Annotated in this window: 21 protein-coding genes and 4 pseudogenes; 9 read left to right on the top strand and 16 right to left on the bottom strand. The window is 71.0% G+C overall.

Translation table 11 applies throughout. The features are described from left to right. Nucleotides 1–59 precede the first annotated feature (59 nt). Nucleotides 60–939: pseudogene (locus ACH4D3_RS13520) on the top strand (molybdopterin-dependent oxidoreductase). On the opposite strand, the gene ACH4D3_RS13515 reads toward ACH4D3_RS13520, so the two are convergent. Both ACH4D3_RS13515 and ACH4D3_RS13510 read right to left on the bottom strand, forming a co-directional pair. Next, entirely contained in the window at nucleotides 893–2,203 is a 1,311-nt protein-coding gene (locus ACH4D3_RS13515; protein WP_398320843.1) for a phytase, read from the bottom strand. The pseudogene ACH4D3_RS13520 and the gene ACH4D3_RS13515 overlap by 47 nt on opposite strands. Before the next feature lie 289 nt (nucleotides 2,204–2,492). Next, a complete protein-coding gene (locus ACH4D3_RS13510) occupies nucleotides 2,493–3,386 on the bottom strand; it encodes a LysR family transcriptional regulator (protein ID WP_398320840.1) in 894 nt (297 codons plus the stop codon). 130 nt (nucleotides 3,387–3,516) lie between these two features. Here ACH4D3_RS13510 and ACH4D3_RS13505 point away from each other — a divergent pair, with 130 nt between their 5' ends. Both ACH4D3_RS13505 and ACH4D3_RS13500 read left to right on the top strand, forming a co-directional pair. Next, nucleotides 3,517–4,308 (top strand): inositol monophosphatase family protein, encoded by a 792-nt coding sequence (locus ACH4D3_RS13505; protein ID WP_398320837.1) that lies wholly within the window; start codon nucleotides 3,517–3,519, stop codon nucleotides 4,306–4,308. A 43-nt stretch (nucleotides 4,309–4,351) separates the two neighbouring features. Then, the gene (locus ACH4D3_RS13500) at nucleotides 4,352–4,948 is read left to right on the top strand and encodes an NADPH-dependent F420 reductase (protein WP_398320834.1); all 597 of its coding nucleotides are present in this window, start codon (nucleotides 4,352–4,354) and stop codon (nucleotides 4,946–4,948) included. Between the two features lie 17 nt (nucleotides 4,949–4,965). On the opposite strand, the gene ACH4D3_RS13495 is transcribed toward ACH4D3_RS13500, so the two are convergent. The 3 genes from ACH4D3_RS13495 to ACH4D3_RS13485 are packed head-to-tail and all read right to left on the bottom strand — an operon-like array spanning nucleotide 4,966 to nucleotide 8,381. Further along, nucleotides 4,966–5,670, bottom strand: a complete 705-nt coding sequence (locus ACH4D3_RS13495; protein WP_398320832.1) for an ABC transporter ATP-binding protein — start codon at nucleotides 5,668–5,670, stop codon at nucleotides 4,966–4,968. A gap of 7 nt (nucleotides 5,671–5,677) precedes the next feature. Then, complete coding sequence (locus tag ACH4D3_RS13490) at nucleotides 5,678–7,057, bottom strand: FtsX-like permease family protein (protein WP_398320829.1); 1,380 nt, start codon at nucleotides 7,055–7,057, stop codon at nucleotides 5,678–5,680. 37 nt (nucleotides 7,058–7,094) lie between these two features. Further along, nucleotides 7,095–8,381, bottom strand: a complete 1,287-nt coding sequence (locus ACH4D3_RS13485) for an ABC transporter permease (RefSeq protein WP_398320826.1) — start codon at nucleotides 8,379–8,381, stop codon at nucleotides 7,095–7,097. 141 nt (nucleotides 8,382–8,522) lie between these two features. On the opposite strand from ACH4D3_RS13485, the gene ACH4D3_RS13480 reads away from it, so the two are divergent. Further along, nucleotides 8,523–9,185: a response regulator transcription factor gene (locus tag ACH4D3_RS13480; RefSeq protein WP_398320823.1), complete on the top strand. Its 663-nt coding sequence runs from the start codon at nucleotides 8,523–8,525 to the stop codon at nucleotides 9,183–9,185. Further along, nucleotides 9,176–10,366, top strand: a complete 1,191-nt coding sequence (locus ACH4D3_RS13475; RefSeq protein WP_398320820.1) for a sensor histidine kinase — start codon at nucleotides 9,176–9,178, stop codon at nucleotides 10,364–10,366. Before ACH4D3_RS13480 ends, ACH4D3_RS13475 begins: the two co-directional genes overlap by 10 nt. A gap of 22 nt (nucleotides 10,367–10,388) precedes the next feature. Here the strand turns inward: ACH4D3_RS13475 and ACH4D3_RS13470 are convergent, their stop codons facing one another. The 6 genes from ACH4D3_RS13470 to ACH4D3_RS13445 form a co-directional block, all read right to left on the bottom strand. Next, nucleotides 10,389–11,282 carry an ABC transporter ATP-binding protein gene (locus ACH4D3_RS13470; protein WP_398320817.1) on the bottom strand — a complete coding sequence of 298 codons (894 nt, stop codon included), beginning with the start codon at nucleotides 11,280–11,282 and terminating at the stop codon, nucleotides 10,389–10,391. Then, the gene (locus ACH4D3_RS13465; protein WP_398320814.1) at nucleotides 11,279–12,268 is read right to left on the bottom strand and encodes an ABC transporter ATP-binding protein; all 990 of its coding nucleotides are present in this window, start codon (nucleotides 12,266–12,268) and stop codon (nucleotides 11,279–11,281) included. The genes ACH4D3_RS13470 and ACH4D3_RS13465 overlap by 4 nt, the downstream gene beginning before the upstream one ends. Nucleotides 12,269–12,275: 7 nt before the next feature. Next, the gene (locus ACH4D3_RS13460; RefSeq protein WP_398320811.1) at nucleotides 12,276–13,133 is read right to left on the bottom strand and encodes an ABC transporter permease; all 858 of its coding nucleotides are present in this window, start codon (nucleotides 13,131–13,133) and stop codon (nucleotides 12,276–12,278) included. Next, entirely contained in the window at nucleotides 13,130–14,083 is a 954-nt protein-coding gene (locus ACH4D3_RS13455) for an ABC transporter permease (protein WP_398320808.1), read from the bottom strand. Before ACH4D3_RS13455 ends, ACH4D3_RS13460 begins: the two co-directional genes overlap by 4 nt. A gap of 4 nt (nucleotides 14,084–14,087) precedes the next feature. Further along, nucleotides 14,088–15,728 carry an ABC transporter substrate-binding protein gene (locus ACH4D3_RS13450; RefSeq protein WP_398320805.1) on the bottom strand — a complete coding sequence of 547 codons (1,641 nt, stop codon included), beginning with the start codon at nucleotides 15,726–15,728 and terminating at the stop codon, nucleotides 14,088–14,090. A gap of 76 nt (nucleotides 15,729–15,804) precedes the next feature. Further along, a complete protein-coding gene (locus ACH4D3_RS13445; protein ID WP_398320802.1) occupies nucleotides 15,805–16,953 on the bottom strand; it encodes a C45 family autoproteolytic acyltransferase/hydolase in 1,149 nt (382 codons plus the stop codon). Nucleotides 16,954–17,064: 111 nt separating this feature from the next. Between ACH4D3_RS13445 and ACH4D3_RS13440 the strand changes: the two genes are divergently transcribed. After that, entirely contained in the window at nucleotides 17,065–17,961 is an 897-nt protein-coding gene (locus ACH4D3_RS13440; protein WP_398320799.1) for a MurR/RpiR family transcriptional regulator, read from the top strand. A 72-nt stretch (nucleotides 17,962–18,033) separates the two neighbouring features. Here the strand turns inward: ACH4D3_RS13440 and ACH4D3_RS13435 are convergent. Continuing rightward, nucleotides 18,034–18,395, bottom strand: a pseudogene (locus ACH4D3_RS13435) (lysyl oxidase family protein); the annotation flags it as partial. 140 nt (nucleotides 18,396–18,535) lie between these two features. Then, nucleotides 18,536–18,976, bottom strand: coding sequence for a hypothetical protein (locus tag ACH4D3_RS13430; protein ID WP_398320797.1), 441 nt, complete (start codon nucleotides 18,974–18,976; stop codon nucleotides 18,536–18,538). Between the two features lie 572 nt (nucleotides 18,977–19,548). Between ACH4D3_RS13430 and ACH4D3_RS13425 the strand changes: the two are divergent. From ACH4D3_RS13425 to ACH4D3_RS13415, 3 genes and pseudogenes are all read left to right on the top strand, one after another. Beyond that, a pseudogene (locus tag ACH4D3_RS13425) lies at nucleotides 19,549–20,027 on the top strand (IS5/IS1182 family transposase); the annotation flags it as partial. Nucleotides 20,028–20,147: 120 nt separating this feature from the next. Then, nucleotides 20,148–20,654: a DUF6624 domain-containing protein gene (locus tag ACH4D3_RS13420; protein ID WP_398320794.1), complete on the top strand. Its 507-nt coding sequence runs from the start codon at nucleotides 20,148–20,150 to the stop codon at nucleotides 20,652–20,654. 131 nt (nucleotides 20,655–20,785) lie between these two features. After that, nucleotides 20,786–20,977: an e9imm peptide gene (locus ACH4D3_RS13415; protein ID WP_398321124.1), complete on the top strand. Its 192-nt coding sequence runs from the start codon at nucleotides 20,786–20,788 to the stop codon at nucleotides 20,975–20,977. A gap of 480 nt (nucleotides 20,978–21,457) precedes the next feature. Here ACH4D3_RS13415 and ACH4D3_RS13410 read toward each other — a convergent pair whose 3' ends face one another. The 3 genes and pseudogenes from ACH4D3_RS13410 to ACH4D3_RS13400 form a co-directional block, all read right to left on the bottom strand. Continuing rightward, complete coding sequence (locus tag ACH4D3_RS13410; RefSeq protein WP_398320791.1) at nucleotides 21,458–21,673, bottom strand: transposase; 216 nt, start codon at nucleotides 21,671–21,673, stop codon at nucleotides 21,458–21,460. Then, nucleotides 21,672–22,484: pseudogene (locus ACH4D3_RS13405) on the bottom strand (cytochrome P450); the annotation flags it as partial. The gene ACH4D3_RS13410 and the pseudogene ACH4D3_RS13405, both read right to left, overlap by 2 nt. 324 nt (nucleotides 22,485–22,808) lie before the next feature. Next, nucleotides 22,809–26,783: an amino acid adenylation domain-containing protein gene (locus ACH4D3_RS13400; RefSeq protein WP_398320788.1), complete on the bottom strand. Its 3,975-nt coding sequence runs from the start codon at nucleotides 26,781–26,783 to the stop codon at nucleotides 22,809–22,811.

The raw sequence follows: 26,783 nt of genomic DNA, 5'->3' as shown, positions 1-26,783 counted from the left end.
GCAGACTGCGGCAGTGGCTCTCCGGAGAAGCCCGGGCCGACGGTGTCTCCAGGCGTGACATGCTGCGGCTGTTCGCCGCCGCCGGACTCGCCGGCGCCGCATCCGTGGCGTCGCCCGGCTCACCGGCTGCCGCGCACACCGGTTACCACACCCCCAACGACCGCTTCTTCGTCCGCAACCACACCGCGACACCGGTCCTCTCGGCGGCCGACTGGAGGCTCACCGTCTGGGGCGACGGCCTCGGACGGCACAGCGCGTTCGTGGAGTGCGCGGGCAACGGACGCGGCTACGTCAACCAGCCAGCAGGGCCAGGAGGTGAGCGGCACCGCCTGGACCCTGGCGCGATCGGTGTCGCCCGCTGGCGGGGGGGGTACGTCTGGTGGACGTCCTGCGGCGTGCGGGTCTCGGCCGACGGGCCATGGACGTCCTGTCCCGGGGCCTCGACGAGGACTACGTCACCGCCGACGGCACGAACCTCGGCCGGGTCCGCCGCCCGCTGCCACCCGACCAAGGGCGTCCCGTGCGGCTCCTCGTGCCCTCGTGGATTCGCATCGCCTCCATCAAGTGGACGGCGGCAGCGCCCCGCTGACCCGTCAGGCGATCAAGAGCGCCTGGGAGCTGGACGCACGGGCGAACCTGACGGCGGGCGTGACCCACCGGGTCACCGGGCGCTCCTGGTCGGGGGCGGGCGGTGTCGTGCGAGTGGACGTGAGCACCGACGGCGGCTCCCGTTGGAGGGCCGCCCGGCTCCACGACGCGCCGCGGCGCGACGGCTGCGGCGGGCTCGCGCGCCGTGAGGTGGGCGAGCGGACGGTTCCCCGGGCCCTGCGCCCGCAAATGCGCCCGCGCGGGCGGCGCCGGCCCGGCCTGGCACGGCCTGGCACGGAGGCTGTCAGTCGTCGAGCGCCTCCAGGACGTCGGCGAGGTCGACGAACTTGAAGCCGGTGGCCTCCCGGTCACCGTCCTCCGGGGCCATGTGACCGTCCTGGACGACGAGCAGGCCGTTCGGGTACCTGCTGCCGAGGGGTTCGGCGAGTACGTCCGCTCCGTCGCACTCCTCGGAGCCGTCCAGCGACTCGGACGCGGCGCCCACCCTGAAGCCGCCCTCGTACTCGTAGTCGTCGGACCGTTCCCGGTCGTAGGCGACGAAGGTGTCGTCGCCCTGGCTGGAGGCGAGCAGGTAGCCGTCCCCGTCGTCCTGCTTCAGCAGGGTCAGGCCCTCGACGTCCGCCGACACCCGGGAACCGCCGAAGCCGGGGTCGTCACCCGCCACACACTCGTCGGACGCCTCGTCGAACGTGGCCGGCACGCCGTACTCGCGGACCTTGTCCTGAAGGACGGGGGCGCCCTTGAGATCGGCCGGCAGGCGCCAGATGCCCACGTCCTCCTGCCCGGCGAAGAGCGTGCCCGTCTCCGGGTCGACGACCATGCCCTCGACCTGCGGGCCCTCGCCGGGGGCACCGCAGGGGGACCACTTCGTCCCGTCGGGCATCGTGAAGGCGGCCGGCAGGTTCAGGGTGCGGACCTTGCGGTACGACACCGTGCCCCGGGGCGTCGTGGTCAGCTCGAGCAGCGCGATGCGGGTGGTCGCGTTCTGGCTGACGAGCGCGTAGGACTTGCCGGTCGCGGAGTCGGTGTACGTGGCCAGACCGTAGGCGGTGCTCTCCTCGTTGACCTCCTCCTGCGAGTCGGAGAAGATCCACGGCGCCGAGGCGTCGGTGACATCGGTGAGCGGGACGTCCGGCCGGTCGCCGTCGACGCGGTAGATGCGCAGCTTGTCGCTGCCACGGTCGCTGACGACCGCCAGGTCCGTGACGCCGGGGCCCGAGGGCACCCCGTGCACCAGGTCGACGTTGTTGAAGCGGCCGGGGGCGTCGTCCGCTCCGGGCGCCGCGGGCGCGGGGAGCGACTGCACCTGCCGGGCGTCGAGGTCGTAGACCCGCAGGCCGCCCTCCTTGGCCGTGGCGACGACCAGGCTGGCGTCCGGGTCGGCGGAGTTGCGCCAGATCGCCGGGTCGTCGGCGTTCCCGTTCCCGCCCTCTTCGTCGTCGAAGAGCGCGGCGGTCTCGGCCCGGGGAACGACCTCGGGCGGTGCGGCGGGCGCCGCGGCCTTCGCCGAGGGTACGGCCGCGACGGCTGCGGTGAACACCAGGGTCGCCGTCGCCGCGACGACACGGGGGCGGCGTCTTGTGAACGCGTGCACGGGCTGTCTCCTTCGTCAGGGAGCGGGCGGGACCGACGTGGATCCGGCGTCGGATCGGGACCGCACCCACCACTGGGACGACGTGCCATGATCGAGAACGCGGGCGGAGCGCGCGCGTCACCCCGGCAACCCGCCGACGAAGGGTGCATGGCCGAAGGGTGAACCGGGCGGCCCTGCCCGCCACTTGACCGAGCTGGGGCACATCGGCGCGGACTGTGCCGGTCACGCCCGACCGTCCGGGTCCGTCGCACGCCCCGTCCCCGGTGGTCCCCCCTTCTCACCCGCCGTTTCAGGCGCGGAGTGCGGTGCGTGCCAGGTCGCGCAGCCACACGTGCGCGGGGTCGCTGTCGTAGCGCTGGTGCCACGACAGGTGGACCGGGGCCGGCGGCAGTTCGATCGGCAGTCGCAGGGCGGTCAGGCCGAAAGCCGTGGCTGCCGGGCGCATCGTGATGTCGGGGACGGTGATCAGGAGGTCGGAGTCGCGTGCGAACGCGAACGCGGCTGCCTCGGTGGGTGCCGCCGCCACCACGTGTCGGGTGAGGCCGAGCCCGGTGAAGGCGTCGTCGAGGGCGTTGCCGAGATTGCCGCGCCGCGAGACGGTGATGTGCTCGGCCGCGGCGTACTGCGCGGCGGTGACGGTGCCGGCCCGCGTCAGCGGGTGTCCTTCCCGTACGACGATCACGTGCCGGCTCTCCGTCACCTGCTCGGTCCGGATGTCCGGCGCCGTCGGACGGTCGGCGTTGGCCTCCAGGTCGACCTGGGCGCGACGCAACTCGGGTGTGTCCACGCTCGATTCCGCGATGAAGCGCAGCCTGACTCCCGGTGCCTGACTGCGGACGGCGGACAGGAGGGCGGGCCCGCCGAGCGTGACCAGGGCATCGTGCCAGCGGAGCGTGAAGGTGCGGTCCAAGGAGGCGAGGTCGGGTTCGCGGCTGGGCGCCAGCACGGTCCGGGCCTGGAGCAGCAGGTCGTGCACCTGTTCCCGGACGGCGACCGCATAGGGCGTCGGGGTCATCACGCGGCCGGTGCGCACCAGGATCTGGTCTCCCGTCGTGCGCCGGATCCGGCCGAGGCTGCGGCTCATGGCGGGGGCGGTCACGTGCAGCCGCGCTGCCGCTCCGGCCACGCTGCCCTCCTCGAGGAGCGCGTCGAGCGCTGTCAGCAGGTTCAGGTCCAATTGCATGCGAGTCATGTTAGGCGTTCCTTACATGCACTTGTTGTTAATTGTTCGGCCCCATACCGTCGAGAAGCGGGGAGAGCACGGCGACGAAGCTCCCCCACAGCCCATGGCCCCTTCCTGGACGGAGACAGTCATGTCGTCTACGTATGCCGAAGTGCTCGCACGGACCGCCGACGCCGTTCGTGCGGCGGGTTCGGTCCTGCGGGAGCGGTTCGGCGATGTGGCGCGCCACGAGAGCCGTGAGGAACTGATGCGCGCTCTCGCCGCGAACGACGCGGCGGTACTCGAAGTGTTGCGGCCCCGCCTCACGCTCCTGCGCCCCGACGCCCGCTGGGTGGAGGACGAGTTGCAGGGTGGTGCGCTGCCTCCCGGTGAGTGGTGGCTGGTGGATCCGGCCGAAGGCAACGTCAACCACCTGCACGGCCTGCCGGAGTGGGCGGTCACCGCCACTCTCGTGCACGAGAACCGCCCGGTGCTCACCGCGATTCACCTGCCGTTGACCGGTGAGACCTACACGGCGCTCGCCGGTGGCGGCGCCTTTCTGGACGGCCGGGCTCTGCAGGTGTCGGAGACGACGGACCTCGGCCTCGCTCTCGTGGCCACCAGCCAGGCCAGACCGGACGAGGACGCGAGCATCGTGCGGCGCATCGGTTCCTCGGTCACCGCGATGCTGCTCGACGCGCTCGTGGTGCGCACGTCCGTGCCGGCGACCCTGCACCTGGTGGCCGTGGCCGCCGGGCGGATCGACGCCTTCTGGCAGTTCGCGGGCGCTCGTGCGGACCTGCTTCCCGGGGCACTTCTCGTGTCGGAGGCCGGCGGCCGGGTCACCGACGCCGGAGGGCGCGCGTGGACTCCGGAGAGCGACGGTTTCCTGGCCTGCGCTCCGGGAGTGCACGCTGCCGCCGTCGCCGCTCTGACCCGTTGACCATCGCGGAACATCACCAGCACGGAGAAAGGACCAGATCACCATGGACCGAATCGCGGTTCTCGGAAACGGCCGTGTCGGCTGCAACCTGGCCGCGGCCCTGACCCGAGCCGGGCACGAGGTGAGCGTCGCGGGGCGGGCGCCGGGAGCGGCGGCGGACAGCGCTCGGGAGGCGCGCGTCGTCATCAACGCCACGCCCGGGGACACCTCACTGGAGCGGCTGACCGCGCTGCGCGAGGAGCTGCGGGGAAAGATCCTGGTGGACCTTGCCAACGCCACCGTCGACGGCCCGGACGGGCTGCCCGCCGAGCTGCTCCATCCCGGGTCGAGTCTCGCGGAGCAACTGCAGGAAGCGCTGCCCGACACCCACGTCGTCAAGACGCTCAATACGATGCTCTACCCGGTGATGACCGCGCCGGGCTCACTCGCGCGGAAGCCGACGGCCTTCCTCTCCGGCGAGAGTGCGGGGGCCAAGCAGGTCGTCCGCGGGCTCTTGGGAGACCTGGGCTGGCGGTCCGAATGGGTCACGGACCTCGGCGGGATCGAGACCGCTCGGGCCGCCGAGGCCGCGGTGCTGTTCGTGCCGCATGTGATCCGCTCCGGCGGATTCGCGCCCTTCGCCGTGTCGATCGCCCGCTGAAGCCGGGCCCGGCCGGGTCAGGTGTTCGCCTGTTCCGTGAGTCTGCCCTTGCGCAGGGTGAGGACGCGGTCGGACTGGGTGGCCAGTTGCTGGGAGTGGGTGACGACGACCACACACTTGCCCTGTTCGTGGGCGAGGTCGCGGAAGGTGTCGATGATGCCCTGGGCGGTGTCCTCGTCGAGGTTGCCGGTGGGTTCGTCGGCGAAGAGTATGTCGACGTCGCAGGCGAGGGCCCGGGCGATGGCGACGCGCTGCTGCTGGCCGCCGGAGAGCCGCAGCACGTTGCGGGTGGCCGTCGTCCTGTCGAGTCCGAGCTGATCGAGCAGTTCCAGCGCGCGGGTGCGCCGGCGGCCCGTGGCGGGCCTGGCGCCGGTGATCTCCATGGCGCAGGTGACGTTCTGCAGCGCCGTCATGTAGGTGAGGAGGTTGTACTGCTGGAAGATCGTGGCGGCGTGCCGGTTGCGGTACCGGCCGAGGCCGAGTTCGGTCAGGGCCCGGCCGTCGAAGCTGACGGTGCCCCGGGTGGGGGTTTCGAGGCCGCTGGCGAGGGAGAGCAGGGTGGTCTTGCCGCTGCCGGAGGGGCCCAGGACGGTGTAGAAGGTGCCGCGTTCGAAGGCGTAGTCGATGTTCTTCAGCACGGTGGTGCGGCGGCGCTGGCCGGAGTAGGTGTGGCTGACGCCGTCGAGGCGCAGCACGGGCGGGGTCGCGGTGGTGCCGTTCATGGCGGGGTCACTTGCCCTTCGTGAGGATGGTGCGGGGGCTCAGGCGCAGCACGGAGGTCGCGGGGACGGCGGTGGCCAGGAGGCCGACGGCGAGGCCGACGCCGCTGACGGTGGTGAGGTCACCCGCGTCGAGTGCCACGGTGATCGTGTCGATGGGGTCGGCGTTCTCGACGGGCTTGTCGTTCCAGTCGATGCCCTGGTCGAGGCCGGTGCTGCCCGGTGGCGGGGGCTCCCAGGAGTTGATCTTCTCTTGGGCGGCCGTGGCCTCCCGGCCGAGCAGCGCCCGGCCGGCGCTCTGCGTCAGGTTCGGGGCGAACAGTGCGCTCAGGGCGACGGCGAGGGCGGCCACGGCGACGATCTCCAGTGCCTGCTGGGCGACGAGCCTGCTCTTCTTCTCCCCCATGGCCAGCAGCACGCCGTACTCGGTGCGGCGCTGCTTGACGGCGAGGTTGGCCAGCAGGGCCAGGACGGCGGCGCCGGCGAGGGCGATGAGCCACATGGCGACGGTGGCGGTGGCGCGGATGTTCTTGAGCGGACCGGTCATCTGCTGGACGGCTTTGTCGTTGGCGGCCAGTTCGAAGCCGTCCAGGGCGGAGCCCGCGATCCGCCGGGCCTCGTCCTTGAACGCGCCCTGCACGTCGGCGTCCTCGAGGAGGAATGCCGCCTTGCCCACCTGCAGCGGCCCGCTTCCCCCGTCACCGAGTGCGGACAGGCCGCCCACCGTCCCGTAGACCATGTTGCCCGGGTTGATGTCGTACTCGGGTTCGGGTTCGGTGCTGGGGCGCGGGTCGCGGTAGATGCCGCCCACGGTGAAGTCCGACGTGGTCTTCTCGTCGTTGCCGGCCAGGGTGATGGTGTCGCCCACCTCGAGGCCGTTCTGCCCGGCCAGCCGCTCCTCGATCAGCAGTCGCTTCTCGTCCTTGTCGGTGGCCGTCAGGTGCCTGCCCGACAGGAGGGTGAAGTTGCCGCTGCGGAAGTCGGGCAGCAGGGAGGAGTCGAGCACGCCCGTGCCCACGGTGCCGCCGGGTCCCATGGCGGACTCCGGCCCGCCGCCGGCCAGTTCGGCATCTCCTTGGAGGATGACGCGGTCCCACATCGAGTAGGTGTACCTCTGTACCTGGGGCAGCGCGCCGATCCTGTCGACGGTCGCGGCGTCGATGCGCGGTGCCTGGAGGCTGCCGCCGCCTCCCAACTGGCCGAGGTCCATGTCTAGGTTGACCTCGGCGCCAACGGAACGCCTGGCCTGCTGCTCGGCCTGGGCCGTCGCGTCGTTGATCAGGACGCCGGCCAGCACCATCGCGGAGATGACGAGGAAGGTGGCGAGGGTGAGCAGCGTGCGACCCCTGCGGGCCCACAGGCTGAGTCCTGCGCGTTTGACGAAGTTCATGGAATCGGCTTTCTCGGTCCGTGCCGGTGGGTGGTGGCTATTCGCTGTCGGTGAGGATGGAGCGGGGGTGCAGGCGCAGGATTCCGATCCCGGGGACGACGGTGGAGACCAGGGAGATCCCGAGCCCGATGCCGGCGACCTTGCCGACGGTGCCCGGCTCGACCCGTACCGTGGGCGCGGCGACCGCCCCGGGCTCCGGCGCTCCGTGCTGCGCGGAAGGCGTGTCGTCCTGGGGGCCGAGGAGCGCGTCTCCCGCGCTCTGTCCGGCGAGTTGCCCGGCCAGGGCGGCCACGGCGACGGCGGGCAGGGCCACGGCCGCCACCTCCACGGCGTGCTGGCCGATGAGCTTCCACTTCCGCTCGCCCATCGCGAGCAGCACTCCCAGCTCGGTGCGCCGCTCGCGGATCTGGAGCGTCACGATCAGGCCCAGGATCAGCGCGCCGGCCAGGGCGATCACCTGGACGATCAGTCCCGCGAAGGCGCCGACCTGCTGGATGGGGCGGACCTGGTCCCGGTACGCCTTGTCGTTGACCCGGAAGTCGAAGCCGCTCTCCCCCAGCAGCCGCTCGGCCTCGGCGTGCAGCCGCTCGGCCCGGTCCGGCGAGCCGATCCGGTACACCGCCTCGCTGACGGTGCCGGCTCCGGTGCCCGTGCCGGTGCCGAGTTGCTGAGCCGTGGCCATCGGCACGTAGAGCGTGTTGCCGGGCAGTTCGTGCGGTGGCGTCCAGCTCGAAGGGTCCTGTGTGGGGTCCTGGAAGATGCCGACGACCTTCAGCGGCATCGGGTGCTCGCCGTCCGCGGACAGGACACGGATGGTGTCGCCCACCGCGAGGCCGTTCCTGTCGGCCAGGCGTCGCTCGATCAACGCGATGTCGCGGTCCGCGTCCTCGGGGCCGATGCCGCGCCCCGCCGTGATCTTCATCGAGCCGTACGAGAAGGGCAGCAGCAGGCCCGCGTCACGAACGCCGTTCACCGCGAGCGGGCCCCGGCCCGGCTCGCCCGCTTCGCCGCCGGGCTGGGGCGCGTCCGATGTCAGTGGTGTGAGACCACGCGCCGCGGCACGTACCGGAAGGCGCGGGTTGTAGCGGTTCACGACGTCCGAGGTGCCCAGCTCGTCGGCCAGGGCCGGGGTGAGGCCCTTCTGTCTGACCGTGACGTCGACGCCGATGACGCGTTGCGCGTCGGCTTCCTGCCGGGCGGCGGCGGCCTGCAGGAGGAAGCCGCCGAGGAGCAGGCTGCAGAGAACGACGAAGATCGCCAGCAGGGCGGCGGTCTTGGACTTCCTGGCACCAAGGCTCATCCCGGCACGCTTGACGAAGTTCATGGCGAAGACCGAAGCACCCCGCAGTTTGCAGCGAGGTAAGCGTGTTACAGCCGCTTAAGGACCGCCCGGCACGGCGCGCACCGCCGGGCACCACGCAGCGCCCTTATCCGGCTGCAATCGCCCTCTTGGTTTCATGACGCCATGAGAGTTCTGGTAGCCGAGGACCATCGTGTGCTCGCCCGCACCGTCGCCGCCGGCCTGCGTCGGCAGGCGATGGCCGTCGACGTCGCCCACACCGGCGACCAGGCCGAGCGGATGTGTCTGCTCACCGCCTACGACGTGCTGATCCTCGACCGCGATCTGCCGGTCATGAGCGGCGACGAGGTCTGCAGCCGGCTGCGGGAGCTCGTCGATCCGCCGCGGATCCTGATGCTGACCGCGGCCTGCGAGCTCACGGACAAGGTCTACGGCCTCACCGTCCTGGGCGCCGACGACTACCTGGCCAAGCCCTTCGAATTCGCCGAACTCGTCGCCCGGGTACGTACCCTGAGCCGCCGCGCGCCCAAACCGCCCCCGGCCGTACTGCGCTTCGGGGACATCACCCTGGACGGGACACGGCGCGAGGCATCCGTGGGCGGCCGCTCGCTGGAACTCACCCCGAAGGAGTTCGCGGTCCTGCACCTGCTGCTGTGCGCCGCCGGAGAGCCGGTGCCGCACGACGAACTCGTCCGCACCGTCTGGGACGAACACCTCGACCCGCGCACCAGCGCCGTCCGCGCCACCGTCAGCCGGCTGCGCGGCAAGCTCGGCGACCCCGACCTCATCGCCGCCGACAAGGGCGCGGGATACCGGCTGTGCGACTGAACCCGCGGGCACTGCTCGGCGGACTGCCCTTCCGCGCCCGACTGGCCGCCGCCTTCTGCGCCCTCTTCCTGTTCGCCGGCATCGCCCTGCTCGCCTTCGTGGTACTGCTCGCCCGCTACGGCACCACCCAGCAGGTCCAGGGGATGCAGGTCACCTACGAAGACGCGCCGAACAGCCCCGCGACGCCCTTCGAGTCCGCGCACCCCGCCCTGTCCGGCCGCACTTCCGCGGCCACGCACGACGTCGCCATGGTCCAGAAGATCGACCAGACCGTACAGGCCGTCCAGGACACCGCACTGCGCCAGATGATCCTCTGGTCCGCCGTCGGTCTGCTGATCACGGCGCTGCTCGTCGGGCTGCTCGGCTGGTGGCTCGCGGGGCGGGCCCTGCGTCCCGTCGCCTCGATGACCGAGGCCGCCCGCCGCATCAGCGAACAGAACCTGCACCAGCGCCTCGCACTGACCGGCCCCGACGACGAACTCCACCGCCTCGCCGACACCTTCGACACCATGCTCGACCGCCTGGAGAAGGCGTTCGAGAGCCAACGCCGCTTCGTCGCCAACGCCTCCCACGAACTCAAGACGCCCCTCGCGGTCCAGCGCACCAGCCTCCAGGTCGGGCTCGCCGACCCCCTGCCGCACGGCCTCGCCGACGTCCGCGACGACCTTCTCGCCGCCAACCGCGAGGCCGAGCAGCTGATCAACGCCCTGCTGTTGCTGGCCCGCAGTCACCGCGGGCCCGAACAGACCGAGCGCGTCGACCTCGCCACCACCGCCCGGCTCGTGACCGCCGAACTGGGCGTGCGAGCAGCCGAGAGCGGCGTACGCGTCGACCTCGGCGCCGACGTCCCCCTGGTCGTCGACGGTGACCCGGTCCTGCTGCGCCACCTGCTGGCGAACCTGATCCGCAACGCCGTCCAGTACAACCACCCCGGCGGGCACGTGCGCGTGCGACTCGACCCCACCGGCGTCACGGTGACCAACACCGGTCCGCACGTGCCCGCCGAACGGGTCCCCGACCTGTTCGAGCCCTTCCGCCGCCTCGACGGAGACCGCACCGCCGGCACCGGCCACGGCCTGGGGCTGTCCATCGCCGCCTCGATCGCCGAAGCCCACGACGCCACCTTGACGGCGCGTCCCCGCCCCGAGGGCGGACTCGCCCTCAGCTTGCGCTTCCCGTGAGCGCGGAGTGCGTCGACTCCTTTCAGTCCTGCACCTTGCCGGAGTGCCGACCGCCCGCCGAGGCGGCCGCGTGGTCCCGTACCGCGGCCGCGCGGTCTCGTACCGCGGCCGCCGGATCCCAGCCGCGGCGGGGAACCGAGGCCAGCAGGGCCCGGGTGTACGCGTCCTCGGGTGCGGTCAGCAGTCGCTGCGTGGGGCCCTGTTCGACGACGGTGCCGCGCCGCATCACCACCGTCTCGTCGGTGACGTGCTGGACCACGGCGAGGTCGTGGCTGATGAAGACGAGGGCGAGACCCGTGTCCTGCCGGATGTCGACGAGCAGTCGCAGGATCTGCGACTGGATGGACACGTCCAGCGCGGCCACCGCCTCGTCCAGGACGAGGACCCGCGGGTTCACCGCCAGGGCCCGTGCGATGGCCAGCCGCTGCTGCTGCCCGCCGGACATCTCGTGCGGGCGGGCGGCGGCTTCGCGGGAGCCGAGGCCGACCCGGTCCAGGAGTTCCCCGATCCGTTCGTCCGCGTCGCTCACGGCGTGCAGGCTCAGCGAGGTGGCCAGGCACTGGCGTGCGGTCAGCCGGGGGTCGAGCGAGAGGTAGGGGTCCTGGAAGACCATCTGGATCTCCCGGGCCCGGGCGAGCCGTTCACCGCGGCCGAGGCGTCGGCCCGCCATCCGGTCCCGTCCGTCGACGGAGATCGTGCCCGCGTCGGGCCTGACGAGTCCGACGAGCATGCGGGCGACGGTCGTCTTGCCGGAGCCCGACTCGCCGACGATGCCCACCGACCCGCCCGTCGGCAGGGTGAACGACACGTCGTGCGCGGCGACCAGACTGCCCCCGCCGGGGAGTTGGTAGGTCTTGCGCAGCCCGTCGGCGACCAGCAGTGGCGGGGTTGTGGGCCGGGTTTGCGCAGTGGTCACGGGATGTTCCTCGCAGTCGCTCCGGCGGTGGCCGCCGCGGCTTCGGGCAGTCGGCGGCAGGCGGCCGCGCCGCCGTCGGGAAGTTCGGTCGTTTGCGGGGCCCACGCCTCGCAGGCGGGCTCCGCCTGCGGGCACCGCGCGGCGAACGGACAGCCGTCGGATCCGTCCGCGAGGGACGGGGGCCTGCCGGGGATGGGCAGCAGGGGGCGGGACACGCCGAGTTCGGGTGAGCAGTCGAGCAGTCCGCGGGTGTAGGGGTGGCGGGCATGGTCGAACAGGGTGTGGCCCGGCCGGTGTTCCACGATGCGGCCCGCGTACATGACGTACACGCGGTCGCAGTAGGCGGCGGCCAGGTGCAGGTCGTGGGTGATGAACAGCATGCCCGTCTCCCGCCGGCGTCCCAGGTCGCGCAGCAGGGCGAGGATCTCCGCCTGGGTGGTGACGTCCAGGGCGCTGGTGGACTCGTCGGCCAGGATCAGGTCGGGGTCGGCGGCCAGCGCGCCGGCGATCACGACGCGCTGGAGCATGCCGCCGGACATCTCGTGCGGGTACTGCCGCAGACGGCGGGCCGGGTCGTTCAGGCCGACGCTGTCGAGGAGTTCGACGGCGCGCTCGCGGGCGGTGCGGCGGTCGTGGTCGCCGGTGTGCACGAGGCGTTCGACGAGGAAGTCGCCGACCCGGTGGACGGGGTTGAGGGCCGAGCGCGGGTTCTGGTGGATCATCGCCACGCGCCGGGCCCGGTGCTCGCGCAGCGCGGTGTCGGTCATGGTCAGCACGTCGGTTCCGGCCACCGTCAACCGCCCGTGCGCCGCGGCGTCGTCGGGCAGGACGCGCAGTACGGCCTTGGCGGTGGTGGACTTGCCGGAGCCGGACTCGCCGACGAGGCCGACGACTTCGCCCGCGGCGACGCGCAGGGACACGTCGGCGAGCAGTGGCCGGGCGGTGCCCGGCAGGTGGACGGTGAGTCGGTCGATGTCGAGCAGCACGGGGTGGCTACCTCCTGGTTCCGAGCCGGTCGGCGAGGTGCACCCCGGCGACGTTGAAGGCCACGACGACGGCGGCGATGGCGGTGCCGGGCACCAGCGCGGGCAGCAGGGCGCCCTGCACGATGGCCGACTGTCCCTCCTGCACCATCAGTCCCCAGTCGGAGCTGGGCGGCTGGGTGCCGAATCCGAGGTAGCTGAGGGTGGCCAGGCTCATCAGCGCCTCGCCGAACAGGACCACCAGGTACCCGGCGATCGACCGGGCGAGGTTGGGCACGAGGTGGCGTACGCAGATCCGTGCGCCGCCCATGCCCTGCACCCGGTAGGCGTCGACGTAGGGCTTGGCGCGCTCGGCCATGGCCACGCTGCGGGTGTACTTGGCGATGGTGGGGGCGAAGGCGAGGCCGAGGCCGAGTACCGAGGTGGTCATGCCGGTGCCGAAGACGGCGATGATCAGTACGACGAACAGCAGCCCGGGGAAGGCGTACATCACGTCGGTCAGCCGGGAGACGAAGGCGTCGACCCAGCCGCCCCGCCAGGCGGCCAGGGTGCCCAGGCTCACCCCGATGACGCCGGCGAGCGCCAGCAGCAGCACGGGGGCGACGAGACTGGTGCGGGCGCCGTACAGCACACGGGAGAGCAGGTCCTGGCCGGAGGCGTCGGTGCCGAGCAGGTGCTCGCCGCCGGTGCCGACCAGGGAGGACGACAGGTCGACGGCGTCGGGGGCGTACGGCGCGAGCAGCGGGGCGAGGACCGCGGCGAGGACGACCAGGGCGAGGAAGCCGGTGGCGACGAGCGCGGCGACCGGGCGCCGGGCCCGCCGTACGGTCCGGGCCGGTGCGGGGGCGTCGGCGGGTACGGCACTCATGCGGCGCTCCTTGCGGACTTCAGGCGCGGGTCGAGCAGCGGGTGGACGAGGTCCACGAGGGTGGTGACCACGACGTAGCAGGTGACCATGAGCAGGAGCACTGCCTGGGCGACGGGGAAGTCGTGGCTGTTGATGGCGCCGACGAGCAGGGAGCCGATGCCACTGAGGCCGAAGACGGTCTCGATGGCCACGGTGCCGGCGAGCATGCCGGCGGTGACCAGACCGCACATGGTGACGATCGGACCGAGCGCGTTGCGCAGCACATGGCGTCGGACGACCTCGCGCTCGGGCAGGCCCGAGGAGCGGGCCACGGCGACGTGGTCGGCTCCGTCGGCGTCGACGACGGCCTGCCGGGTGACCCGGCTGACGACCGCCAGCGCGCCCAGGGCCATGGCGACGGCGGGCAGGGTGAGGTGGTGCAGGGTGCCGACCACTCCTTCTCCGCTGCCGGTGACGGGGAACCAGCCCAGCTGCACGCCGAACAGTGCGACCAGGGCGATGCCGCCGACGAAGGAGGGCACGGACGCGGCGAGGGTGGTGGCGCCGACGACGGCCGAGTCGATCCAGCGGCCCCGGTTGAGCGCGGCGAGCGCACCGGCACCGACGCCCAGGACCACGAAGAGGACGGTGGCGTAGGCGACGAGTTCCAGGGTGGTGGGGAAGCGGGCGGCCAGCAGGTCGGCGACCTCGTCGCCGTACTGGAAGGAGCGTCCCAGGTCCAGGTGGAGGCAGTCCCAGAGCCACCGGCCGTACTGGACGACCAGGGGCTCGTCCAGGTGGTACTGCTCGCGTACGGCGGCCAGGCGCTCGGGGGTGAGGGTGTCGCGGCCGCCCGCCAGGAAGACCGCGGGGTCGCCAGGGGCTGCGTAGATCGCGGCGAAGATGACGAACGACGACGCGAGGAGGGTGGCGAGGAGGCCGGCGAGTCGTCTGCCGATACGGACGATCATGTGCTCAGCCCTTCTTCGCGCCGAGCGACGCGGCCCACGGATGGTAGAGGTAGGCCATCGAGGCCGGCGGGCCGGTGAACTTGTCGCTGAGGGCCAGGGCGGTGGGGGTCTGTGCCACGGGGATCCAGACGGCGGCGTCGGCGAACCGGCGCTGGATGTCGACCACCAGCTCGGCGCGCTCGGCGTCGTCCAGGGTGCGCTTGGCCTGGTCGACCTTCGCGTCGTAGGCGGCGCTGTGGAATCCGACCCAGTTGTTGGAGTCGTCGGAGACGCCGTTGTCGTAGAAGCCGACGGGGTCGCTCTTGGAGATGTACCAGTCGGCGACCAGGACGTCGATGTCGGCGCGGGCGGACTTGTCGCCGTAGAACTCGCCGTACTCGGCGGAGGGCACGGTCTTGATCTGTGCCTTGAGGCCGATCTGCTGGAGCGCGGCGCGTACGCCGTTGGCGATGACGAGGCGTCCCTGTGTGCTGTCGGTGCCGATGACGATCGGCCCGTCGGGCTTGTGCTCGGCGTTCTGGACGAGCTTCTTGGCCTTGGCGATGTCGGCGGAGGTGGGCGAGGCGGGGGCGCCCGTCAGCTTCTCCTGGGCGGCGGAGAACGCGGACTTCTCGTAGCCCCAGGCGCCGGAGCCGACGGGCGTGGCCCAGGGCTGGGCCAGGCCGCCGTAGCCGGACTTGGCTATGCCGGTGCGGTCGAGGCTCAGGGAGAGGGCCTTGCGGATGTCGGGGTCGGCCAGTCCACCGCGCTCGGTGGGGATGAGGTCGAGGGTCGCGGTGCTGGGCCCGAAGTGCAGGTCGATGCCCTTCTTGCCGTCGAGGGCGGCGGCCGTGCCGACGGAGTCGGTGTAGGCGCCGTCGGCGGCTCCGGTGCGCAGGGCGTTGACCATGGCGCTGTCCTCGGCCCAGCGGAAGACGACCTTGCGGGTCAGTGGCTTGTCGCCCCAGTAGTCGTCGTAGCGCTCCAGGGTGACGGAGTCGCCCGACTTCCAGGAGGCGAGCCGGTAGGGACCGCTGCACGCGTCCGGCCGGCCCGGCGTGCCGAAGTCCTTCCCCTGTTCCCGTACTCGTTTCTGCTGGTAGACGAGTCCGGCGTCGCCCGCGAGGGCCTTGGTGAACAGGGCGTCGGGCTCCTTGAAGCGGACGGTGATCTCGTGGGCCCCGGTCTTCTTCATCGACGTCACGTTCTCGAACTCGTCGGCCTCGGACATGTCCGGGTCCGCGTGCCGGCGCAGGCTGAACAGCACGTCGTCGACGGTCATGGCGGAGCCGTCGTGGAAGGTGACGCCGTCGCGCACGGTCAGGACCAGGGTCCTGTCGTCCGGCCGGTCGGCCTTGTCGACGAGCCAGGGCCGCACGGTCATGTCGGGCTGCAACTGGTACAGGCGCTCGCACACGTTGGTGAGCACCGTGCGGCCCGCGCTGCCGCCCTGGGTGTCGAGGTCCAGGGAGTCGGGCTCGTCCTCCAGCAGCCAGTCGACGCTGTCCACCGCACCGGTGGCCGCGGCCGTGGTCGGGGTGAGTTCCAGCTGGGTCACGTCACGGGACGTGCCCCCGGCCCGGCCGGTGTCGGCACCGCTGCAGGCGGTGGCGAGAACCGTCATGCCCGCCAGCCCGAGGGCGGCGATCGAGGTCTTCAACTTCATACGGTGGCTCCTGAGCGGGAAGGGTGGTGCGGAGACTGCTCGTTTCTGCGGGGGTGGGGCGCCCGGTGACCTTCGATCAGGTCTGGCTCGGGGCGTGGGGGCCGTCGTAGAGGTTCCAGGGCAGGTGCTGGTAGTCGCGGTCGCAGGGGGTGCCGGCGGTGACGTGGTAGTCGCCGGAGGTCAGGTCGACGCAGGAGGAGACGAGTGTCTGCCACTGCCGTACGGGCGACCTGCGCGGGTCGGGGTGGGTGCACAGGGACTCGGGGAAGCCGAGGTGGTCCGACATGGCCTGCTGGATGGTCTTGCGGGACTCGTCGGGCCCCGTGGAGTCCCGCAGCCGCCGCAGCCCCTGCTCGGCGCGGGGGACACGGACCAGGGAGTCGGCGGCCAGCGGCCGGTAGTCGGCGGCGAGAGCGGCGGGGATGCCTGCCTGGTAGTGGTTGCCGTGTACCAGCAGGCCGTCGGTGGGATACATCCAGCGGTGTCCGGCCGGGGTGGTCTCCACGTCGATGGCGAAGCCCTCCCGGCAGGTGAGCAGCGCGTTCCCGGCGATGTGGGCCCGGGTCCGGCTCAGCATGCGCAGGGCGTCACTGATGTTGGACTGGTCAAGGACGCTGCGGCGGATCACCGTCTGCGGCAGTCCGACGGTATCGTCGAAGCGTCCGCCCAGTCCGTTGGCGTTGAGCGCGATGCCGGCCGAGTTGGCGCCCTGGCGGCCAATTTGTCCTGCCTCCACCTGCATGACGAGGGTCGGCTTCGGGGGCTGGACGACGCGCAGCATCACGACGGTGCCGGCCACCGCGGCCCGCCAGTCCCAGTTCTGCCCGGCCCACACGTGGCCGTCGCCGCTCGCCGGTCCGTGGGCGGCGAAGGAGGTGCAGCCCTCGGCGGCCTCCTCGTCCTCGGGCAGCCGGCTGAAGGTGGAGTCGTAGATGACCTCGCCACGCGCGTTGAGCGCCAGTACGTCGAGCAGGTCCACCCCTGCTCCCTCGGCTATTCCCCGCATCTCGTCGACCAGCTCGGGTGCGTGGTCGCGCACCGGCTGCAGCCAGAGCTGGGCGCGGGCCGTGACCTGGTCCCAGGTCAGGCCGGACGCCTCCCCGAAGGCTTCGGTGTAGTAGGCGATGGCCTCACCGATGCGGGAGCGCACCGCTTCGCCGTACTGCCGTCCGCGTTCCTCCGGCGTTCCGGAGATCTCTATGACGGGCAGGGGGGCGTGGTGCATGACAGGGCTCCTCGGGGGGCAATGGTGCTGTAACATCCATTCCAAAGATGAACATCATTGGAACAAGTTGCTCAGAGCGTAACCACGAAACCGAGGAAGTCAAGAGGCGTAATGGACGTTCCAGAGGCCGGCAGTGTGGGTCCGGGCGGGTTGGCCCGGCTGCGGAGCGCGATCCGAGATCTGTGGGGGGAACTCTCCACGTCCGAGCGCACTGTGGCCCAGTACCTCGCGAGCGCACCCGCGGAGCAGATCATGTTCGCCAGCGCGCAGCAGTTGGGCACCGCCAGCGGCACCAGCAACGCCACCGTCGTCCGCACCCTGCAGCACCTGGGTTACGCCGGACTCCCGGCGCTCAAAAGGGAACTGGCCGCGGACTTCACCGCTTCACAGGCGCCCGAGGTCCGCCTCAAGCAGCGCATCTCCCACGTGGGCCAGGACCTGGAGAGCATCTGGGGCGACGTGTTCGACGAGGCGCAGGAACGCATCGAGCAGGCCAGGCGGCTGACCAGTACGAAGTCCTTCGAACGGGCCGTCGAAGCGCTGGCCTCGGCCCGCGAGGTCCTCTGTTACGGCGTCGCCGCGTGCGAGGTCGGGGCCCGCCACCTCACCCTGTCCCTGGGCCGGCTGGGGCGGTGCTCCCGGTTCAGCGGAGCCACCGGATTCGCCTTCGCCGACGATCTGCTGCCCGTGTCCCAGGGCGACGCGGTGGTCATCTTCCAGCCCGCCCGGCACCTGCACGAACTGACCGTGCTGGTGGAGCGGGCGCGGGCGGTTGGGGCCGCCGTCGTCCTGATCACCGACGAACTCGGTGAGCCCTTCGGCGACCGCGTCGACGCCGTGCTCACCGCGCCGCACACTCCGACCGGCAACACCAACGAGTCCCTGACCGGCCTCCTGGTCGCCGACGCCCTGCTGCTGGCGATGACCACCCTGGACGAGACACGCGCCGTCGAGCACTCGCATCAACTGACGGCTCTGCGGGAGCGGTTGGTACCGCCCCACCGGTGACACCGAGGAGCCGACGGCCACCGTGGGCGGCCGTCGGCTCTTCGCAGCGGGCGCTGACGCCCTGGGGTCGGGTCAGTTCGCGTTGACCAGGTCGTGTGCCGGTACGGTCACGGTCCGGGCGTCCGGCTTGCCGCCGAGCACGACCGCAGCGCGCTGTTGTTGCCGAGGCCGGTCTCCTTGAGCCGCTTCTCGGGGTTGGCCAGTACCTGGATGTAGTACGTGCCGTTGGGCACGTCCGTGATGTCGAAGGACTGGCCCGGCAGGTCCTGGGAGTAGGTGTCGCCGGAGCCGACGTCGAGCACCTCGCGGACGGAGATGGAGTTCTCCTCACCGCAGGCGGTGGCCAGATCGGTGTTGAACGGGTGCCAGTTGGCGTTCTTCACCGTGTAGTCGATCGCGTCGGTGTTGGCCAGGCAGAAGGCCTCCTTGCCGCTGTGGCTCGATCAACGCCCATTGCGCATCCGACAAGTCACTGGGGTACGGCTCTCGCTCCATGCCACCATCGCGGCCCAGGCAGCGGCCAGTCCCACGATCGAGCGATCACGAACCGAGGAAGATCCGGCTTAATGCCCACTCAGGCGTTGAGGATCCAACGGCTCCACGAGCTGCACGAGTCGTTGCTGAGGCACGCCTTGACCCGCACCCGACTGCCCACGCCGCCGTGGGCGTTCTTGCTGCTGTACTCGTACATCTCCTTGTTGCAGGACCCCTGGGTACCGGAACCGCCCGACCACACGCACTCTCCGTTGCGGTAGAGCCCCCAGTTCCCGTTACTGTCCTTGAGCTCGTTCTGCCACTTGGTGACGGCGGAGGAGCCGTCTGCAAATTCGTCGCCGGCGAAAAGGACATCGCCGTACGGCTTGAAGCAGGCACGGGCGGTGGTCCAGAGGTCGTCCTTGACCACGCAGTAGTAGTCGTTGACCGACGTCGTGTCCTTCACCGCGGTGTCGTACTCCATCGTGGCGGCGGCTGCCGGGTTGCTCATCGCCACAACGAGCATGCCTGTGGCGGCCATGCCCAATACGGTTCTTATCGCGCCGCGCATGCGGACGCCTCCCGTCGGGTCGAAGCTGACTGAACTCCAACCCTGGGGTACGCAGCGCCTCGGCGGTACCTAGAACGTTTCAGGGTGCCCTGAGCGGCCACTACCAGAAACGGACTTAACACCCTCTCAGATGAACAGAAGGCCGTGTGCTTCGCCGCTACGGCCCTCACAATCGAGGATCTGTCCCCCAGCCTCGCCCACCGCCTCCTCGGCCCGCTCCATCTCGCACTCGGCGACGTCCACACCTACCTCGTCCCCTCATAGGCCGACAGCGTGCAACACGAGGCGATCTCGCGACGCCGCATACCTGATCACCCACCAGCCAACTGATAAAGCCACAGGTCAAGCCGCTAATCCAGCACAGCGGCCCACAATCGCTGCAGCCACCGGCACACTGCAATCCCCGCCCACCGAGGCACCACAAACTGACCAGTGCAGGCCAGAGCACCAATAGCTGATCAGAAAAGCGGCTCCTGGACACCGGCCGAAGCCGCATCTGCCCAAGTCCCGGCGGCACGCAAAGTGTTGGGGCAGCCACCGCAGGATCATCAACGGGCGGTCCCACCAGCCAGATTCACCTCGCCGGAGAAAGCGGGCGCCGCCCTCCGGCCTGCCGGTCACTCCGGGCCAGTGGGGCGAGGCCCCCGCAGCTCGTTCCCGTCACGGAACGCATCCACGTCGGCCGGCCCGATGGCGGAAGGCCCCGCACCCCGGCCCGGACCATCCCGGCGGCGACAAGGCGCATTCCTCCCGGCGTAACCGCCGCTGCCTGCGCAGACGGCAGACCAAGCACACCATCCCCGAGCCGAGGAACCAGCGGACCAACCGCCAACCCCGCGGCAGCAAGGACGGACGGCCCACCGGCTTCGACAAGACGGTCTACAGGCGCAGGAACCAAGTCGAGCGGACGATCAATTCCCTCAGGAACTTTCGGGCCGTGGACACGAGCTTCGACAAGCGTGCCCATGTCTTCCAGGGCACCGTGACCGCCTCGGCGATCCGGCCCTGGCTTCGGGGGTAGATCCATTATCCCCACGCGGGGAAGCGCCTGTCACCGTTCTCCGGAATGATCTTTACACCCGATTTGCACCTCTAGGCTTGCGGGCGCACACCAAGCACAGATCTGACCAGGGAGCTGGAAGTGACGCACGACGTTGCCGCGCTGGCGGCGGAACTCACGGACATGGCTGCGGCCGATCACCAATCCGCAATCCGCGCGAACAGCGACGACCCCGCCGAGCAATTGGCCTGGCGCCGGCTGACCGCCCGGCACGGTGACCGGCTCGGCGAGATCATGGACGAGTACGGCTGGCCAACGGCGGAACTCGTCGGCGAGGAGGCGGCACGCGCGGCATGGCTGATTGCCCAGCACGCCGACCGACAGCTCGACGTTCAGCGTCGGGCCCTCCAATTGATGCAGCAATCGGTGTCGGCAGGCTCGGCCAGCCCCCGAGAACTGGCCTTCCTGCGCGACCGCACACTGGTCAACGAGGGCCGCAAGCAGGTCTACGGCACCCAGATCGCCGGCGTGAAGGACGGAACACCGGTTCCGTGGCCCTGCGAAGAGCCCGAGCGCATGGACGAACTCCGCACGGAAGTGGGCATCGAGCCCTTCGACGAGTACGTTGCCAAATTCTCCATCGCCTGACACCCCTCCCCACTTGTGTCCGGTGAACCACTCCCAGGCGTACCCGCCCCAGGAGATGATCCGCCGGACAGACCCCAGAAGATGTCCGGGCGATCACGCGTCCCGTCAGGGTGAGTCGGCGCAGGGACATGATGGGTGCTGTGGAGATGACTCGCGCGGACGCGGTCGCGCTCGTGCAGCGGATCATGGAAGCGGCCTACGCCTCCGACGACGAGGTGGACGGCTGGCTGGACAGGCTCGACAGAGCCCTGGCATGCCCGTCCGGTCACGTCAGCAACTTGATCTTCTGGCCGCCGGAGCTGGAGCTTTCGGCTGATGAGTAGTCGGCCTTCTCCTGGATCGTGTGCCGGATGCCTCAGCGCCGCAGGTACTCGCGGCACGGGCCGTTGCTGTTTCCCTTGTCGGCCGCCAGGGCCGTCGGGCTTCGCGCGGGACTGTCCCGAACCGACGCGCGGAACCCGGATCTTTGCCAACACCGCCTGGAACTCGATGCAGTCCGCCCGCCGTCCGCCAGTTGCAACCAAAGACAGCGGGCGGCAGCAGCCGACGGCGCTCAGGTGAAGTCTGCTGGTGAACCCGCCCCACGAGCGGCCCAGCCCCTCGCCTCCCGCACCACCTCCACCAGCCGGGCAAGCAGGCTCTGCTGCGGTGTTCGCCCTGATGCTCTGCCGCTTCCGCCCCCCTTTGACGCAGGCGCCGACGGCGGGTCGGTCCGGGCACCGGCCGCGTGCTGACGGACGCGCACGACGGTGGAATCCACCGAGATGCCCCAGCCGACCTCACCCGCCGATGCCGGCGGCGGCCTACACCGGCCGCAGCAGACGCCCCCACACACCGTCCGCCGACCACACCCGGTGGCACTCAAAGACGGTCCTCCAGGGACCAAACCGCCCGGTAAGATCCCGCCACTCGGACCGGGACCGAGGAGAACCCGCCCAGTACGTAGGACGCCAGACGCTGCGGCGGTCCTGCGAGTTCGATCCGCGGGGCTCGCTCGGCGAGTTCCTGGAACAGCACACGCAGGATCAGCCGTGCCAGCGGGGCGCCCAGGCAGAAGTGGGCGCCCGCGCCGAAACTCAGGTGCCGGTTCGGCCGACGATCGATACGGAAGGCGTCGGCGTCCTCGAAGACCGCCTCGTCCCGGTTGAGCGCTCCCGTCCAGACCACGACGGGGTCGTCCGCAGCCAGTGGCACGCCGGCCAGCTCCGTGTCCGCCACGCAGGTGCGCAAGGTGTGCAGCACCGGCGGACACCACCGCAGGAGCTCCTCCACCGCGGTCTTGAAGGAGACGCGGCCCTCCACCAGTGCCCGCCACTGGGCGGGATGCTCCAGCAGGGCCACCAGTCCCGACGCGGCCACGTTGCGTGTCGTCTCGCTGGCAGCGACAAGGACGTTGTCGCAGGTGAGCACGATCTCCTCGTCCGTGATCGCCTCTGGTTCACGCCTCTGGAGCTCCAGCAGGGCCGACGTCAGGTCGCTTCCCGGGTGCGCCCGTCGCCGCTCGAGCACATCAAGGTAGTAGCCAAGGACCTGGTAATGGGCTTCCTGGGCCGCCGCCCCGCCTACGTCCTGGGCATGGTGAGCGGCCGTCGACGTCGCCCTGCCCAGCCAATCCACGTCGGCGGCCGGCACGCCCAGGATCCCGGCGGAGAGAGCGAGCGGGATGCGTTCGGCCACATCGGTGGCGAAGTCGCCCTCACCGGCCCGCAGGACCCGATCGATCAGCGTCCCGACCAGTTTCCGGGCCTCTTCTTCGACCGCCGCGGCGGCAGGCACGGTGAACAGCGTGGATGCGGCCCGGCGCACCGCGTCATGGCGCGGCGGATCCATCATCACCATCAACTTCCCGGCGCCCGGATACGGCTCGGACGGATCCGGACGCAGGAAGGTGCCCCGTGTGGAGGTGAAACGCTGCCAGTCGGTGAGCACCTCGTGCCCCACCGAGTGCGACGTCACGGCCCAGAATCCGGGTTCTCCCGGCCGGTCGTGCCAGCGCAGGGGCTCTCTTCTGCGCAGTGCCCGCCAGACGGCCTGCGGGTCGCCCCGTGCGTACAGGTCGGGATCGACGAGGGAGGGCAGTGACAGTTCATCCTGCACGAGCAGCTCCAGGTGGGACGGGGGCGGTGGTGGGTGAGCAGGCAGTGCCGCGCCGCGTCACAGCTCGGCGAAGCTTGTGTCGGCCGTGCCGATCCGGCGGATGACGGCGGCCAGCGCCCGCGCGTTGTCCCCACGGATCAGGGTGTGGTGACTGCCCGGCACGTCGTGCACCGTCACCGTGTCCACGAGCCTCGCCCACCCCCGGTCGGGGGACTCGTAAACCGCCGGCACATCCCGGCGCGTCTCGCCCGGCTCCTCGGACGCCCGCAGGAGGTGCGCCTCGCCCCCGTACCGCTCCGGTGTGAACGCCAGGTACGCGTCCATGTTGGCGGCGGCGACACGGCGCAGTCTGTCCAACTCGCCCGGAGTTTCGGCGAGCGCCGTGCCCCCTCCTTCCGTCTCCAGCATGTCCACCGCGTCGAACATGGCACGGGCGCGGGCGCGGTCGGCCTCGTCGGGCAGCGAACCGGCCGGCGGCCACGAGTCCAGGAGCAGGAGGCCTGCGACGTCGAGGCCGCGCCTGCGCCACAGCCGGGCCATCTCCAGGGCGACGGACCCGCCCATCGACCAGCCGGCCAGGAACACCGGGCTGAATCCGCGTACCCGGTCGACGGCCGCCACATAGCGTGCGGCCAGGTCCGCCACCGACGGTGTCCGGCCTCCCTCGGCGCCGTCCGGTGCCTCCAACCCGTAGGTGGAGAAGTCCTCGCCCAGGCTGCGGGCGAGGTCGAGGAACGGCGCGGCCGATCCGCTGACGGCGTGGACGCACACGAGGAGTGGCTTGCCCGGCCCGGGTGCCAGGGGTACGAGGCTGTTCACCGGGTCGGGTGGGGCGGTTCGCAGCCGGCCGGCCAACTCCCTCACGCTCGGGGCTGCGAAGACGTCGGCCACCTGTGGTCGCACGTGCAGCCTCTCCTCGCACTTCGCGATCAGCCGGAAGATCAGCAGCGAGTGCCCGCCCAGTTCGAAGAAGTCGTCCGTCACACCGACCTGGGGCAGGCCGAGAACATCGGCGTAGATGTCCGCCAGCGCCCGCTCCCGGTCGTCGGCGGGCGGCACGGTCTCGGCCTTCGACGCCGTCACGGCACCCCGCCACATGCGGCGCAGCGCAAAGTGGTCGGCCTTGCCGTTCACGCTCACGGGCACGCGCTCGATCGACTGCACCGCTACGGGCACCATGTGCCGGGGAAGTTCCCGGGCCACGAAGGCACGCAGCTCCGGCGCCTGCACGGTGGCGCCGGCCCGCAGGCGCACGAAGGCGGCCAGGTGCAGGTCCGCGCCTGCGCCGATGGTGACGACGGCGCTCTCCAGGACGTCCGGGTGCCTGCGCAGGACGGCCTCGACCTCGCCGAGCTCGACCCGCAGCCCGCGGATCTTCACCTGTCCGTCGCGCCGCCCGAGGACCTCGAGGGTGCCGTCCGGGCGGTAACGACACAGGTCGCCGGTGCGGTACATCCGCCGGCCCGGCGGACCGTACGGGTCCGGGAGGAAGCGTTCCGCCGTCAGCTCCGGACGGTTGTGGTAGCCCTGGGCGATCGTACCGGCACTTATGTACGCCTCTCCGGGTACGCCGACCGGAACGACGTTCAACGCGTCGTCCAGGACGTGGATCCGCGCGTGCCGGTGCGGGCGCCCGACAGGGACGGTGGCTCCGGCATCGGTGTCGAGCACCGTGTGGGCCACGCAGCCGGTCTCCGTGGGCCCGTAACCGTTGATCAGCCGGGCGTTGCTGCGGGCCCTGAAGGCGTCCCGCACGGAGGCGGTCACCAGCTCACCACCCGTGTGCAGGTAGCGCAGCGAGGTGCACCGTTCGGGCCGCAGTTCCTCCAGGAACGCCTGCAGCACCGTGGGAGTCAGATCGACGACGGTGACCTGGTGGCGTTCGATGACCTCGGCGAGCCGGACGGGGTCCTTCTCGTGGCCGGGCGGGCACACCACGATGCGGGCTCCGGTGTACAGCGGCCAGAAGATCTCCCACAGCGAGGTGTCGAAGCCGTACGACGTCTTGAACAGCACGGCGTCGTCGGAGTCGTAGTCCAGGTTGCGCTGCATCCAGTGGATGTCGGCGATCGCGGTGGCCACCGTGCAGGCGACCGCCTTGGGGCGTCCGGTGGAGCCCGAGGTGTAGAGCAGGTGGGAAACCTTGCCGCCCGCTCCCGGCACATGCGGTGCGCTGTCCGGCCGGTCGGCGCAGCGCTCGTCGAGCGAGGCGAAGGCGACAGCCGTCCAAGGGCCTTCTGGTACGTCCGGCAGCCCGGCCGCGTCGGTGATGACGACCTGGGGGTCGGTGTCCCGCAGCATCATGTCCAGGCGTGAGGGCGGCAGCCCGGGCTCGAGCGGCACGTAGGCGGCACCACTCTTGGCGATCGCGTAGAGCGCCACCAGGAGGTCCGCCCCGCGCTCCATCAGCAGTGCCACCCGTTGGGCACCCATCTCCTGGAGGACATGTGCCAGGCGGTTCGCCCAGGTGTCGAGCCGGCGGTACGTCAGCGTGCGGTCGTCCGCCACCACGGCCACGGCGTCCGGCGTTCGCGCCGCCTGACGCTCGAACGGCCGTGCCAGCGTGGCGTCGGCCACGCGGGTGTCCGCGTGGTCGTTGAGGCTGTACAGGATGCGGCGGACCTCGGCGTCGGGGACCAGCGGATGCGAGCCGATGCCGACAGCGGGCCGGCGCGCCAGGCCGGAGCACAGATGGAGGTAGATCTCACAGTGCCGCACCACCGTGTCGTGGTCGAAGAGGTCCTGAGAACTCTCCATGATGCCGTCCACACCGCTTGCCGTCTCCCACAGGGACAGGGACATGTCCCACTTGGAGGCGTCGTAGTTCAGCAGCTTGATGGGATTGACCTCGGCCGCGGTGACCCGCTCGTCCGGGTCGCTGAGGAAACCGAAGTACGTCTGGAAGACGGGGTGTACACCCAACTGCCGGGGCACACCGAGCGCGTCGACAACGCGTTCGAACGGGGTCGCCTGGTGGTCCTGTGCGCCGATCACGGTCAGGTGGACCGCGTCGACGACATCGAGGAAGGACATGTCCTGCTCGACCTGAGTGCGCAACGCGACCGTCTTCACGAAGCACCCCGCCATCCGTTCGAGTCCGGGATGGTCGCGGCCGGCCAGCGCCGTGCCCACGATCACGTCGGACTGTCCGCCCAGCCGGGCCAGGAGTACGTAATAGATGGCCAGGAAGACCGTGAACATGGTGGTGCCCCGCTGCTGTGCCACCTTCCGCAGGGCTGCCGTCACGTGCGGTGGTATCTCGAGTGCGACCGAATGCCCGCGCCGGGACGGGTGGGGCGGCCGGGGGCGGTCGCGCGGTACGGCGAGTTCGGACAGGTCGCCTCGCAGGACGGTCTTCCAGTACTCGAGGTCCGCCGCCGCCTCGGCGGGGTCGGCGAGAGCACCGGACCATGCCGCGTAGTCGAGGAATCCGGTCCGCGGGGGCGGTCCCAGGGGCTCGCCGGCCAGCAGGCGGCTCAGTTCCCCCATCAGCACCGCCTCGGTGACGTAGTCGGCGATCACGTGATGCAGCACCAGGACCACCAGGGTGTCGCCCGCGGGCAGGGCGATGGCCGACACCTTGAACAGGGGGTGGCCGTCGATCGGCAGCAGGACCCGGGCGCACTCGTTCGCCAGCTCCTCGGCGAGCCGGCCGGCCCGCTCGGCAGGGTGTGAGCGCAGGTCGAACCACGCCACCTCTGGAGTGAAGGGCGGCAGGTCCTCCTGGTGGGGTTCGCCGCCGTCCACCACGAAGCGCAGCCGCAGGGCGTCGTGCCGCTCGACGAGCGTGCGCAGGGCAGCGCTCAGGCCGGCCTCGGTGACGGCGTGGTGTACCCGGAGCACGTCGAAGACGTTGTACTCGGGGCTGTCGGGAAACAGTTGCGCGGAGAACCAGATGCTGGCCTGCGCGGAGGTGAGACCGACCCGGACGCCCGGTACCCGGCGCGGGATCTCCCCGCCGCGGTCGTCGTCGAACCTGCGGGCCAGCAGCCGCCGCATCAGGTCCTGTTGTGCGGGGGTGAGTTCGGCCAT

The organism is Streptomyces sp. NPDC018026 (assembly GCF_044327745.1).
Taxonomy (GTDB): Bacteria; Actinomycetota; Actinomycetes; order Streptomycetales; family Streptomycetaceae; genus Streptomyces; species Streptomyces rubrogriseus.
This window is presented reverse-complemented; position numbering and strand designations above follow the sequence as displayed.